Source organism: Lentzea sp. NPDC037011, from assembly GCF_055607425.1.
The window spans coordinates 264,060-276,150 of sequence record NZ_JBVJRT010000011.1 but is presented as its reverse complement, the minus strand read 5'-3'; the positions used below and the strand labels follow the sequence as shown (position 1 = coordinate 276,150).

10 protein-coding genes are annotated in these 12,091 nt (G+C 72.2%); 7 read left to right on the top strand and 3 right to left on the bottom strand.

The window, feature by feature from the left end:
- Positions 1–77: 77 nt before the first annotated feature.
- From ACZ7CH_RS31705 to ACZ7CH_RS31690, 4 genes are read left to right on the top strand one after another with little or no spacing between them, the layout of a single operon-like run.
- The gene (locus ACZ7CH_RS31705) at positions 78–968 is read left to right on the top strand and encodes a hypothetical protein (protein WP_470375614.1); all 891 of its coding nucleotides are present in this window, start codon (positions 78–80) and stop codon (positions 966–968) included.
- A 52-nt stretch (positions 969–1,020) separates the two neighbouring features.
- Entirely contained in the window at positions 1,021–2,358 is a 1,338-nt protein-coding gene (locus ACZ7CH_RS31700) for a TIGR02677 family protein (RefSeq protein WP_470375613.1), read from the top strand.
- Entirely contained in the window at positions 2,355–3,509 is a 1,155-nt protein-coding gene (locus ACZ7CH_RS31695) for a TIGR02678 family protein (protein WP_470375612.1), read from the top strand. The genes ACZ7CH_RS31700 and ACZ7CH_RS31695 overlap by 4 nt, the downstream gene beginning before the upstream one ends.
- Positions 3,502–7,371, top strand: coding sequence for a TIGR02680 family protein (locus ACZ7CH_RS31690; protein ID WP_470375611.1), 3,870 nt, complete (start codon positions 3,502–3,504; stop codon positions 7,369–7,371). Before ACZ7CH_RS31695 ends, ACZ7CH_RS31690 begins: the two co-directional genes overlap by 8 nt.
- 85 nt (positions 7,372–7,456) lie before the next feature.
- On the opposite strand, the gene ACZ7CH_RS31685 is transcribed toward ACZ7CH_RS31690, so the two are convergent.
- From ACZ7CH_RS31685 to folP, 3 genes are read right to left on the bottom strand one after another with little or no spacing between them, the layout of a single operon-like run.
- Positions 7,457–7,741: a hypothetical protein gene (locus ACZ7CH_RS31685; RefSeq protein ID WP_360400652.1), complete on the bottom strand. Its 285-nt coding sequence runs from the start codon at positions 7,739–7,741 to the stop codon at positions 7,457–7,459.
- Between the two features lie 49 nt (positions 7,742–7,790).
- Positions 7,791–8,729 (bottom strand): hypothetical protein, encoded by a 939-nt coding sequence (locus ACZ7CH_RS31680; RefSeq protein ID WP_360400649.1) that lies wholly within the window; start codon positions 8,727–8,729, stop codon positions 7,791–7,793.
- A gap of 1 nt (position 8,730) precedes the next feature.
- On the bottom strand, positions 8,731–9,567 hold the full coding sequence (gene folP / locus ACZ7CH_RS31675) for a dihydropteroate synthase (RefSeq protein ID WP_360400646.1): 837 nt from the start codon (positions 9,565–9,567) through the stop codon (positions 8,731–8,733).
- Between the two features lie 62 nt (positions 9,568–9,629).
- On the opposite strand from folP, the gene ACZ7CH_RS31670 reads away from it, so the two are divergent.
- The 3 genes from ACZ7CH_RS31670 to ACZ7CH_RS31660 all read left to right on the top strand — a co-directional run bounded on the left by ACZ7CH_RS31670 (position 9,630) and on the right by ACZ7CH_RS31660 (position 11,587).
- Positions 9,630–10,670 (top strand): DUF2786 domain-containing protein, encoded by a 1,041-nt coding sequence (locus ACZ7CH_RS31670; RefSeq protein ID WP_470375610.1) that lies wholly within the window; start codon positions 9,630–9,632, stop codon positions 10,668–10,670.
- Between the two features lie 94 nt (positions 10,671–10,764).
- Positions 10,765–11,247 (top strand): hypothetical protein, encoded by a 483-nt coding sequence (locus ACZ7CH_RS31665; RefSeq protein ID WP_470371314.1) that lies wholly within the window; start codon positions 10,765–10,767, stop codon positions 11,245–11,247.
- 64 nt (positions 11,248–11,311) lie between these two features.
- Positions 11,312–11,587 (top strand): GlsB/YeaQ/YmgE family stress response membrane protein, encoded by a 276-nt coding sequence (locus ACZ7CH_RS31660; protein WP_470375609.1) that lies wholly within the window; start codon positions 11,312–11,314, stop codon positions 11,585–11,587.
- The last annotated feature ends 504 nt before the right edge of the window (positions 11,588–12,091 follow it).

Sequence of the window (12,091 nt, the reverse complement as noted above, 5' to 3'; positions counted from 1 at the left end):
TTGGAGTTGATGGGCATCCCTGGCATCGCCCTCCTCATCACCTTCCGCATGTTCCGCGACAAGAAGAAGCCGGTGTCGTGAAAGGACACCACCAACGCTGGCTCGCCCTGGTCTGGCTGGCCCTCTGCACCTACGCCGCCGCCTTCCTCTTCCTGTTCTGGGAGGACCACGGCCCGAAGGGCAGCCCCGTCGCCCAAGCCGACCACATCGAGTGCGACCGCAACTGGCTGTTGCTCGGCACCCGCTGGAGCTGCAGCGCCATCGTCACCGACAACGGCGTGCGGCACCGGCACACCAGCGACTCCTCGCTCCTCACCCCCGCCGATACGTCCGTCTCCGTGCAAAGGCTCGACCACGGCCACTACGTCCCGGCCCGCGCCTCGTTCACCCCCGCGCCGTGGCCCACCATGGGTGCGGTGGTGCTCATCGCCGCCGGCCTCGTCGGCTCCGGCATCGCCTGGCAGAACAGCCGCACCGGTCCTCCGCCGCGCCGCGCGGAAGTGCGCCGCCTCCGCCGGGATGCGCCCCGGTACGTCGCCGCGGGACTGCTGGCCCTCGCCGCCGTCCACTTCACCCACGGCCTGTTCATCGCCGCCCGCGCCGACTTCTGGCCCCGTCCCGTCGAGGGCACCGGCACCGCCACCTCGTGCGACCGCGACTGGCGCTACCTGTCCGCCACCTGGCGCTGCACCGTCGACATCACCGCCAGCACCGGCGAGAAGGTCACGCAGACGATGGCCCACTCGCAGTTCACCGAGGTCGGCCGGCCGCAGCCCGTGACGCTCATCGGCACCACGTGGGAGGTGGCCGACCAGCCTTTCGAGCACCGGTTCGCCAAGACGGCGCTGGTCCTCCTGCTGGCAGGCGGCGTCGCCCTGCTCGCCAAGCCGCTCTACGACCTGTCGCGCATCCGCGACCTGGAGCACCCCGGTCTGCCCCGGCAGCCGCTTCCGCCGACAACGGGCTGACGACCCACGATGTCACCCGGAAGAAGTAGGCGCACCCGCTACGGTGGTGCAGGTGACGACGTTTCCGACGGTGCCCGCGGACCTGTTCCGCTTCACCACGGCGCCGAACGCGGAGCTGCACACCGCGGTCCTCCACGTGTTCGGCGAGGCGGCCGAGCGCCTTGAGACCGCTCTCACCACCGACGACCTCCACGAGGAGCTGCGCAGGACGCACCGCCCGGTCGGTGACGAGGAGCTGAAGACCGCTCTCGGGAACCTCGGGCGGTGGGGGCTCACGGAGACGGTCCAGCGGCACGCCGCGCACTTCACGACCGCGGCCGAGTACGAGCGCCACAACGTCGTCCACGTCCTGACCCGCCACGGCGAGGCCGCCGTCGCCGCCACCAGGGAAGCGCTGAGGACGATCACGAGCCGTGGCGCGCTCGACGCCTCCCACCTCGACGCCATCGCCGACCGCCTCGAAGCGCTGGCCGCCGCCGAGACGCGCACGAAGGCGACGCTCCGGGAGCTCGAAGCGCACCTGGACGCGTTCCGCACGGACATCGTGCTCTTCGTCGGCGAGCTGCAGCGCGGGGAGCACGTGCCCACCGCCGACACCGTCGGCCACCTGCAGGGGTTCGTCGAGGACCTGGACGCGCGCAAGGACCGCATCCGCCGTGCGCTCGCCGGGCTCACCCGTGATGACCTGCACGAACGCGTCGAGGAGCTCGCCGCCTGGTCACGGCGGCTCGACCGGCTCGAGGACGTCGTCCGCGCCGCCATCGTCGACTTCCTCGGCAAGCTCGACCGGATCGGCGAGCAGCGCCGCAAACCCACCAACACCGCCGCCGACTTCCGGGCGCTCGCGAGCTGGTTCGCGCGCACGAGCGACGACGACGAGGCGCACGCGCTGTTCAACGCGGCGTTCGGGTTGTGGCCGGCCAGGCACGCGCACCTGCAGCACGCGGACGGCGAGCTGATCCCGAGCGCGGAGCCGTGGCACAACACGCCCGCGGTGCCGGTGTCGCCGCAGCTGCGCAAGTCCGGCCGGCAGGAGCACATCGGCGCGACCGGCAAGGTCCGCGACGTCGAGCAGATCCGCCGGGCGCGCAAGGAGCAGGCGCAGCGGGAGCGGCAGCAGCTGGAGCTCGCCTGGCAGCAGCTGCAGACCGACGGGCCGATCCGGATCTCCAGCCTGCAGGAGCTCGACCACGACACGTTCGACCGGCTGCTCGACCTGGTCGGCAGGGCGCTCGGGGCGATGCCGGACAGCACGGGCACCCGCGCGGCCTCCACCAGTGACGGCCGGGTGCACATCAGGCTGCGCAACGCACGCGGGTGGGCGAAGATCACCACGCAGAGGGGTACGTTGAGCGGCCCGGACTACGTGATCGAAGTGCAGCGCCGATGAGCCGGACCGGGAACCAGCTCGCGCGGTTGGAGAGCGAGGAGGTGGCGCGTGGCATCAGGATGCTGCTCGCGAGCCCGTTGCTGACCGCCGCGCTCGAACCGGACGGCTTCGACCTGGTGCGCCGCCGCCGTGAGCCGATCACGAAGTGGTTCGACTACTACTGCGGCTGGCGGCTGCACGTCGAGCCGCGCGCCGGGTACGCCCGGCTGACCAAGACCACGCAGCGGCCCGACCCGACCCGGCCGGCGCGGCGTGCGCGGTCGGGACGGGCGCCGTTCGACCGCCGCCGCTACACGCTGCTGTGCGTGGTGTGCGCGGAGTTGCTGGCCGGTCCGGCGACGACGATCGGCCTGCTCGCCGACCGCGTGCGGCAGACGACCGCGCTGGAGGGGTTGCCGGTGTTCGACCCGTCCCGCCGGGACGAGCGGTCGGCGTTCGTGGACGTGCTGCTGTTCCTCGAACAGCACGGTGCCGCACGGCCTGTCGACGGCAAGGCGGAGAGCTTCCTCGACCAGCCCGGCGCGAAGGTGCTGTACCGGGTGGACGCCGCGCTCGTCACCCGGCTGCTCGCCGCGCCCGTCGCACCGTCCACGGTGGATAGCATCGAGGGCCTGACCCGGGAGAACCGCTACGAGGACAGCTCGGCGGTCCAGCGCACGACCTGGACCCGGCACTCGGTGCTGCGGCGGCTGGTCGACGATCCGGTCGTGTACCGCGACGAGCTCACCGAGGACCAACGTGCGTTCCTGGCCTCGCCGAGCGGGCGCAAGCTCGTGCACACCGCGGTCGGCATCGCCGGGTGCACGCTGGAGGAGCGTGCGGAGGGCTTCCTGGTCGTCGACGCCGACGCGATCGCGACGGACACGCGGTTCCCCGATGACGACGACCACGCCAAGGTCGCCGCGCTGGTCCTGCTCGACCGGCTCGCCCGGGGCGACGCGACCGAGGACGACCTGGTCGCGGAGACCGACGAGCTGCTGACCCGGTTCCCCAACTGGGCCAAGGCCTACCGTTCGGACGGCGGCGCCGCCCGGCTCGCGCAGGACGGGCTCGCGCTGCTGCGGGCGTTCGGGCTGGCCCGCGTCGAGGACGGCAACGTGAGCAGGCTGCCCGCGGCAGCCAGGTACGCGGTCGAGGAGCTGCATGACTGACCGGTGGCAACCCAGCCGCGCCGGCATCATCAACGTCTGGCGCTACTACGACGAGATCTTCACCTTCCACGAGGGCCGGCTGCTGCTCAGGGGCCCGAACGGCACCGGCAAGTCGAAGGCGCTCGAACTGCTGCTGCCGTACCTGTTCGACGCGAACCTGCGCCCGCACCGCCTGTCGACGTTCGGCAGCGCGGACCGCACCATGCACTGGAACCTCATGGGCGAGGGTGTGCACGGCAGCACGCGCGTGGGCTATGTGTGGCTGGAGTTCCAGCAGGGCGAGCGCTGGTTCACCTGTGGCGCGCGGTTGCAGGCGACCACGAACACCAACAACGTCACCACGCACTACTTCACCACCGACCAGCGCGTCGGCGACCTGGCGCTGGTCAACGAGGCCGGACGGCCGCTGACCAGCTCCGACCTCGCGACCGCGATCGGTGAGCACGGCGCCGTGCACCCGTCTCCGGCCGAGTACCGCGACACGGTCCGCACGACGCTGTTCCCCGGTGTGAGCGAGCAGCGCTACGACTCGTTGATCACGGCCCTGTTGCAGCTGCGCACGCCGAAGCTGTCCGAGCGGCTCGACCCGAGCGTGCTGTCGACGTTGCTGTCCAGGGCACTTCCGCCGCTGGACACCACTGAGCTCGGGGAGATCGCCGAGGGCTTCGAGCTGCTCGACGGGCAACGCGAGGAGCTGCGGCGGCTCAACGAGGAGATCGCCACGGCCGACGTGCTCGCCGCACGTCAACGCACCTATGCCCAGCGCGTGCTGCGTGCGGCGGCCACGGCTCTGACGTCCGCCGAGGCGGAGCTGGCCGAACGCACCCGTGCCGCCGAGGAGAGCGAGCAGCGCTACCACCAGCAGGTCTCCTACGTGGAGCAGAACGCGGAGCAGCTCACCGCCCTGATCGCGGAGGCGAGCGGGGTCGAGGCCGAGATCACCGGCATCACCGAGCTGCCCGCCTACCGGAAGGGCAAGCAGGTCGACCGGCTGCGCCGTCAGCTCGACACCGCGAGCGCGTGGGCCGCCGCTGCCGCCGCGCACGCCGAGAAGCTGCGCGCCCGTGCCACCGAGGACGCAGAACGGGCGGCCGCGGCCAGGTCCACGGCCGCCGACCGGGCCGAGCACCTGCGCAAGTCCGCCACCGAGGCCGAGCACGCCGCCGAACGCGCGGGCATGCCGTCGGTGTTCGGCGAGCTCGACCGCGGCACCGACGTGCGAGTGCAACGCCAACTGCTCGACGCGGCCGTCGACGCCAGGACCGCGCAGGTCGCCGACGTGCGGCGGGTGCTCCTCGCGCACGAGGTGGCCCTGCACGTGCAGAAGGCGGCGCAGCAGCGGCTGGAGGAGACCCGCGACGAGCTGGCGCAGGCCGAGCAGGCGGAGATCCAGGCGCAGAAAGCGCACGAGCAAGCGTTTGCGCGCTTCGCGGAGGAGTTCGCGACGTGGGCCCGCGGCTGCTCCGAGCTGACGCTGGCCGACCCCACCGAGATCGTGCCCTCCGCCGTCGTGGAGGCCGCCGCGCTGGCCCGTGAGGAGTTCGCACGCGCCGAGGCGACGTTGCACGAGAGCCGCAACGCGCTGAACCGGCAGCTCTCGCAGTACAACGCCATCCGCGAGAAGCTGGCCAACCAGGTCGACGTGCCACCTCCGGCGCCTTACACCCGCGACCTCGACCACCGGATGACGGCCGCGGGCACCCCGCTGTGGCGTCTCGTCGAGTTCCACCCGGACGTGCCCACCCCGGTGCGCGGGTCCGTCGAGGCGGCACTGGAGGCGTCCGGCCTGCTCGACGCGTGGCTCACGCCGGTCAACTCGTACGGCCTGAGCGACGAGGACCGCTTCGCCGAGCCCCTGCTGGCCGCGCCCGCACCCGGCCGCACCCTGCTCGACGTGCTGACCAGCGAGGACAACCGCGCCCGGCAGCTGCTCGAAGGCATCGCGTTCGGCGAGACCGCGACCGGTCACACGGCGGCGATCGGCGCCGACGGTTCGTGGCGGCTCGCGGCGGCGCACGGCCGCTGGACCAAGCCGGAGCCCACCTACATCGGTGCCGCTGCACGGGAGCGGGGCCGTTCCCGGCGCATCGCCGAGCTCACCGCGTCGATCGAGGAGCTCGCCACCGACCTCTCCGGCCTCGACGCGGCCCTGTCGCTGCTGTCCGTGCGCCGCGCGACCCTGGCCGGTGAGATCGCCCGCCAGCCCAGCCACGACCCCCTGGAGCTCGCCGAGGAGCAGCGCACGCGCGCCCAGCTCCGTTGTGCCGCACGGAAAGACGCCGTCGCCGCCGCGACCACCCGGTGCGCGGAGGCCGACCTCGCCGTCACCGAGGCCCTGCGCGCCGTGACCGCGCTGGCGACCGACCTGCCCACGACCGAGCAGGGGCTCGACGCGGTCCTGGCCGCGGTCGCGACGTTCCGCACCACGGGCCAGCGCTGGCTGGACGACCGCCTCGACGCGGCCGCCGCCGAAGCACTGGCCGCCGACGCCGTGGCCCGCGCGGCCACCAGCGCCGAGCTCGCGGAGGAGGCCTCCGACTCCGCCGCGACGCAGCAGCAGGAGGCCGAGGGGCTCGCGATCGTCCTGGAGACCGTCGAACGCTCCTCCGGCGCCGAGTACCAGGAGCTGGACCAGCAGCTCGTCACGTTGCGCGCGCAGGCCCGTTCACTGCTCGACTCGCAGGAGGCGTTGCGGCACAAGCAGACCTCGCTCGCGCGCGTCCTCGGCACGTGGGAGGAACGCCGCAAGGCCGACACCGCCCGCGCCTTCGAGGCCACCACAGCCCGTGACGCCGCGAGGACCCGGTTCGGCCACCTGATCGGCAGCCGGCTGCCCGCCGACGCCCTCGTGTCCACATCGGACGCCGCGGGGCTCGTCGAGGAGCTGGCGGACGTCCCGTTCGAACAACGCCTGATCCGCGACGCCGAGGCCCAGCTCAACAACACCGTGCACGACGCACGCCACCAGCTCGCCGGCCGCGTCGACCTCTCCCTCGAACCCGACGACGACGTCACCCTGCTCACCGCCACCGTGAACGGCGTGAGCACCGGCGCCTCCGGCCTGCTGGCCACCCTGCGCTCCGACCGCGACCGCATGCTCGCGCACATCGCCGACAGCGAGCACGCCCTCTTCGACCAGCTCCTCACCGGCGACACCCGCCGTCACCTCGCCCAGCGCATCAGCTCCACCATCGACCTCGTCGACACGATGAACCAGCGCCTGGAGCGCGTGCAGACCGCGTCGAACATCCGCGTGCAGCTCGTCTGGCAGGTGGACCCGCAACTCCCCCTCGGCACCTACGAGGCCCGCGACCTCCTGCTCCGCGACCCCTCCGGCCTCAGGGACGACGAACGCGCGACCCTGCACCAGTTCTTCCGCGAGCGCGTAGAAGAGGCACGCGCCCACGGCACCGCGACAGGCTGGGAACAACAGCTAGCCCAGGTCCTCGACTACACGACCTGGCACCAGTTCGTGGTGAAGGTCGACCGCGGCGACGGCTGGATCCCCGTCACCAAACGCGTCCACGGCGCCCTGTCCGGCGGCGAGAAGGCCATCGTCCTGCACCTCCCGCTGTTCGCCGCGGCTGCCGCCCACTACCAGGCCACCCCGACCGCACCCCGCCTGATCCTGCTCGACGAGGTCTTCGTCGGCGTCGACGCCACGAACCGGGGCCAACTCCTGGAGCTGCTCGTCGCGTTCGACCTCGACCTGGTCCTCACCTCGGACCACGAGTGGTGCGACTACCAGGAGCTCAGCGGCATCGCGATCCACCAGCTGACCACGGGCACCGACGGCGACGACGCGGTGACGACGGTGCGGTTCACGTGGGACGGCCACAGCCTGCAACCGGACGAGTCGTGACCTGGGGGTGAGAGCGCTTCCAGGTGGTGTTGCGGCGGTTCCCGGAACTCGTGCTCGCCGCTGAGCCCGAGTGGCGGGTGGTGCCTCATCCGAGGCTTGGCGACATCTCGCGTGCGACCGAAGCCCTGACGGCTGCTCGGGCGGCCGACAGGTCGTCGACCGCGTAAATCTCCGGACAGGAGGCGATGACGAGGTCCTTGTCCGACGCAACGGTCAGCAGAGAAACTTTCTCCGACAACGAGCTGGCTTGCCGGACAACTCCCTTGGCGTCGACGCGGATCAGCGTGACCCACGTCTCTGACCAGGGAAAGTCCGCAACGGCGCTGGATTTCCGCAGGCCTTCCACATCGAACTCGGCAAATCTGGGCATGGCACCAAGATTAACCACTGAAGGTTGCGGAAAGCCAAAGATCACCCTTTCACCGCAATGCAGCCAGCAGATGGGACAGGTTGACACCAACGGCGTCGGCCAACCGGCGCACGACTTCTGGAGCGGGTGCCAGCGGGTGGGTGTCGCGGGTGAAGGGCAGGCCCTCGCCGCCGGAGAACTTCGACTGCGGGGTGACCGGCGCGAGGATCGGGTAGACCCGCCAGCGCGGAACCTTGGAGTCCGCCATGGCGAGCGTGTTCTCGTGCCACAGCATCACGGCCGACTGGCGGATGTTCCGCGCGAGCACGCACCCGTAGCCCGTGAGGGTGATGGCGCGGGCGGCGGCGCGGACCGGGTTGCGGAAGTCGCCGTCCACGACCCAGACGCCGTTCATCAGCTCCGCGGACAGCCCTTCGGCCTCCAGCGCCGCGATGGTCTCCGCGTGCTGGTCGTCGGCGGCGGCCGTGGCCAGTTCCACGACCTCCTGCACCTCGGTGGCGGTCACGACGCGTGCGCCGGCCTCCGTCGAGTGGTGCAGCAGCCGTTCGACGTGGCGGTCCTCCGCGTAGGCGGCCCACTCCTGCGCCTTCTCCCACGCCGTGCGCGCGATGACGTCCGCCTCGGAACCACCGCGCAGACGGGCGTCCTGCAGCAGCTGTGCGAGCACCACGGCGATGACGGAGCTCAACAGGCCGTCGTCGCGCGTCTCGTCGTCCTCGGGCACGAGAGAAACGACCAGGTCACGCAGCTCCGCGCGCCAGCTCTCGTCGCCCGCCCACACGCCGACGGCGAGCAGGTTCAGGTAGTGGTCCGCGATGGCCATCCGCACGAGCAACGGCTGACCGGCCGCCTCCCGTGCGTCACGGCGCGCGGTGGCCTTGACCTGCTGCCGTTCCGCGGGGTCCACCGCCGTGACGCGGATCTTGTCGAGCTCGTCGAGGAAGTCGTCCCACCGGTCGTCCGAGAACCGGGCGAAGACGTCGTCCACCTCATACCTCCTGCTGCAGCCGGGCGACGGCCTCGAGTACTCGTCTGGTGCGCGCCACTTCGTGCGCGCGGAACACCGCGGCGCCCGCCACCGCCGCGATCGCAGTCGCGACGAGGGTGCCCTCGACGCGCTCGTGCAGTTCAACGCCGAGGGTCTCCCCGACGAAATCCTTGTTGGACAACGCCATCAGCACCGGCCACCCGGTGGCGACCAGCTCGTCCGTGTGCCGCACCAGCGCGAGGCTGTGCCAGGTGTTCTTGCCGAAGTCGTGCGTGGGGTCGATGAGCACGCTCTTGCGCGGCACGCCCAGGGCGACCACCTTCTCCGCGTGCGCCGTCGTCTCCGCGACGACGTCCGCCACGAGGTCCGGGTAGCTCACCCTATGCGGACGCGTCCGCGGCTTCACGCCCCCGGTGTGCGAACAGACGTACCCGGCGCCGTACTCGGCCGCGACCTCGGCCAGCCTCGGGTCCGCGCCCGCCCACGTGTCGTTGAGCAGGTCCGCACCGGCCTCGCAGGCCAGCCGGCCGACGTCGGCGCGCCACGTGTCGCTGCTGATGATGAGGTCCGGGTACGCGTCGCGCACACGGGCGATGAACGGCACGACGCGGCGCACTTCTTCTTCGGGGTCGACGAGGTCGCCCGGACCGGCCTTCACCCCGCCGATGTCGACGATGTCCGCGCCCTCGCCGACCACGCGGTGGACGGCCTCCATGGCGACGTCCTCGGCGTAGGTGGCGCCCCTGTCGTAGAACGAGTCCGGGGTGCGGTTGATGATCGCCATCACCAGCGCGTGGTCGCGGACGACGGTCCGGCCGCGGAACTGGAGCTCGATCACATCCCGTGTCTACCAGGCGGGCCCCGGCCTGTGCACATGGCGGACGTCTCATACTGCCCTGCGTGGAACTGGTGAAAGCGGTCGACGCGCTGTGGGAGCGGGGATGGTTGCCCTACGACGTTCGCGAGATCGTGTCGCGTTCGCTCGACGAGTCGGCCACCTCGCTCGTGGTGGACGTGATCGCTTCGTCCTGTTCGCCCCATGCCGCGAGCACGGTGCACCCGCGCTGGCAACGGCAGCTGGACGAGATCGGCGCCGCGGTCTGGTGGGAGGGACCGCTGCTGGAGGCGTGGGCGGCACGGCACATCGAGACGGCGTCCTACGCGTCCCGCACGGCCGCGGAGCTGCTCGCGTTCCTGAACCGGCTGCCGACCCTGCCGCGGATCCTGCCGCTGCCCGGTGACGCGCTGAGCGGTCTCGTGCGCGCGGGTGTGGATCCGAAGGTGCTCAACCGGGTGCGCGGGCTGCTGGCGAAGGCCGAGTCGACGTCGTTCCCGGAGGAGGCGGAGGCGCTGTCGGCCAAGGCGCAGGACCTGATGAACCGGCACGCGCTCGAACGGGCGGTGCTGGACGCGGACCTGCCGCAGCTCGCGACGTCGCGGCGGATGTGGCTCGACAAGGCGTACTTCAAGGAGAAGTCGCAGCTCGTGCACGTGGTGGCGGAGGCATCGCGGGCGCGTGCGGTGGCCTACGACGGGTTCGGGTTCGTCGCGCTCGTGGGCGACGAGGTGGACCTGGAGATCGTGGAGCTGCTGTCCACGTCGTTGCTGGTGCAGGCAACGCGCGCGATGGTGGCCGCCGGCGGGAAGGAGACCAAGGGCAGCGAGGCGCGGTCGCGGCCGTTCCGCAAGTCGTTCCTGATCGCCTACGCGTCCCGGATCGCGGAGCGGCTGCACACCGCCGACGAGCCGGTGCCGGACGAGCGGCTGCTGCCGGTGCTGGCGAACCGCAGGAAGGCCGTGGACACGTTGTTCGACGAGATGTTCACGCGGACGCGGACCTCGCGCGTGACGGTGCGGTCGGCCGCCGGGTGGGGCGCCGGGCGAGCGGCGGCGGACGCCGCGGACCTGGGAACGGGCCAGAAGGCAGTGCCACGGGGCTGACCCCGTACCCGTTCGAGTGAACTCCCCCTTCCCGGGGCCGTCCCGGGGCAACCGGGGCCGAAAACCGTCAGACCCCCTCCCTAACGTCAACCCCATGCCAAGCACCTACCAGAACGAGACGAAGCTCGGTGAGGTCCTGTACCGGCTGAGCGCCACGACGGACGCGGACGAGTCCGTGGTCCTGGACCTGCTGGGGTCCGCCCCCTCGGGGGAGGTGGTGGCCGACGGCCGCCTCAGGCTGCCCTCCGAGGGCGGGGCAGCCGTCGGCAAGCTGCTCTCCCGCGTCCTGGGCGCCCACACGCGCCTGCGCGGCCGCCCAGCCCGCCACGCGAACGCCAACCAGCCCTGGACCGACTCCCTCGACTCCGACCTCCGCGCAGCCTGGCTCACCCCGTCCACCGACGACGCCACCGTCCTCATCCGCGCACTGGGCGAGGAGATGCAGCGCTCCTCGACCGCCATCCGGGCCCGCCTGGCCCGCGTGGGCTGCGACCCGGACGTGCCCGGCCGCGAGCTCTCCTCCACCGCCGCCGCACTGCTAGGGGGAATGTCAGGGCAGCCTCAGGGGAAGACCTGATTCGGCGGACCCCCGCGGCGGCGGACCCTGGAGCAGTACGCACCAGAGTCTTCAGGGGGTAACCGTGGAAATCACCGGCCTGATCAGCGCCCTGCTCATCGGCGCCTTCATCGGCGGCCTCGGCCGCCTGGTGGTCCCCGGCAGGCAACACGTCTCGCTGCTCACGACGATCCTCGTCGGCATCGCGGCGGCTCTGCTGGGCACCGCGGCGGCCACCGTCCTCGGCGTCGCCGACACCGCGGGCATCGACTGGATCGAGCTGGCTCTCCAGGTCGGCCTGGCCGGCGCCGGCGTCACCGCCCTCGCCAACCGCCGCACGAGGTCCCCCCTCGTCCACTGACCCACCCCTCGTGGCCGGCTTCCCGCCGCCACCGGCCGGGTGGACCCGCCAGCACCCCACCCGGCCTTGCCCACCGCACAACCGCCCCACAAACCGCACCTCTCCCGACCGCCGACCGCCCTCGCGCCAACCGCCGTCGCACAGCCCGCCGGCACTTCGGCCCGCCACCGGTCCCCGGTCGCACCTCACCCCGCCCTCGGCGCCCGCCGCGCACACCCCGTGCCTTGATCCCGCACGCCTCGCGCGCCGCCCGCCGCCCCGCGGCCCACCTCCCCGGCCCTTCGACGCGCCCGCTTCCCCCGGCCACGCCCCGCACCGCGTGCCCCGCAAGCGCCCGCGCCGACCACCGCCACCCCGGCACGCGCATCCTCGGCCGCCCGCCGCACCCCGGCCACGCCCAACGCGTGCTCCGCAAGCGCCCGCGTCAACCACCGCCACCCCCGGCACCCCGCGGTCTCCGACGCGCCCGCTGGCTCCCAACCACGCCTCACGCGTTGCCACGCA